Annotated in this window: 1 protein-coding gene; it reads left to right on the top strand. The window is 61.4% G+C overall.

Going from position 1 to position 721, the window contains the following annotated elements; translation table 11 throughout:
- The coding region (locus tag KVG95_RS29615) for an immunoglobulin-like domain-containing protein (RefSeq protein WP_217858962.1) at positions 1-721 on the top strand (721 nt) is incomplete at both ends.

Genomic DNA, 721 nt, shown 5'->3' with positions numbered 1-721 from the left:
CACTTCGACCGTGAACCTGACCGCGACGTCTACCGTCGCCGAAGGCGGCACCGTGGTTTACACCGCGTCCGTATCGGCGCCGGTGACCGGTTCGCCGGTGGTTGTGACCCTGTCCAACGGCCAGACCATCACCATTCCGGTCGGCTCGAGCAGCGCCAGCGTCAATTTCACTGCACCGAACGATGCTTTGGCCGGCGGTGATTCACTGAGCGTCAAGATCGACGATGCCAAAGGTGGTAACTACGAGAAACTGGAAGTCGACGGCAAGTCGGCCGACACCTCGATTACTGACACGTCGGACACCACAACCCTCAGCCTGAGCGCTACTGACTCGGTCGCTGAAGGCGGGTCGATTGTTTACACCGCGACCCTGACCAATACCGCCGGGACTCCGGTCACCGTGACGCTGAGCAACGGTGCCGTGATCACCATCGCCGCTGGCGCGACCACCGGCAGCGTGACCGTCGACGCACCGAAAGACGATGTCTACAAAGACGCCGGCACCGTCGAAGCAACCATCCAAGATGCGACCGGCGGCAATTTCGAGAATTTGGTTGCCAGCAATACACCGGCGGTAACCACCGTCAACGACACCATCGACACCAGCACCGTTTCGTTGAGTGCCACTTCGAGTGTCGCTGAAGGCGGCACCGTGGTTTACACCGCTTCCGTGTCGGCGCCGGTCACCGGTTCGCCAGTGGTTGTGACCCTGTCGAATGGC

It is taken from the genome of Pseudomonas farris (assembly GCF_019145235.1).
In the GTDB taxonomy this organism is placed as follows: Bacteria; Pseudomonadota; Gammaproteobacteria; order Pseudomonadales; family Pseudomonadaceae; genus Aquipseudomonas; species Aquipseudomonas farris.
Note: the sequence above shows the minus strand (reverse complement) of the source record. Positions and strands in the feature narration are given on the sequence as shown.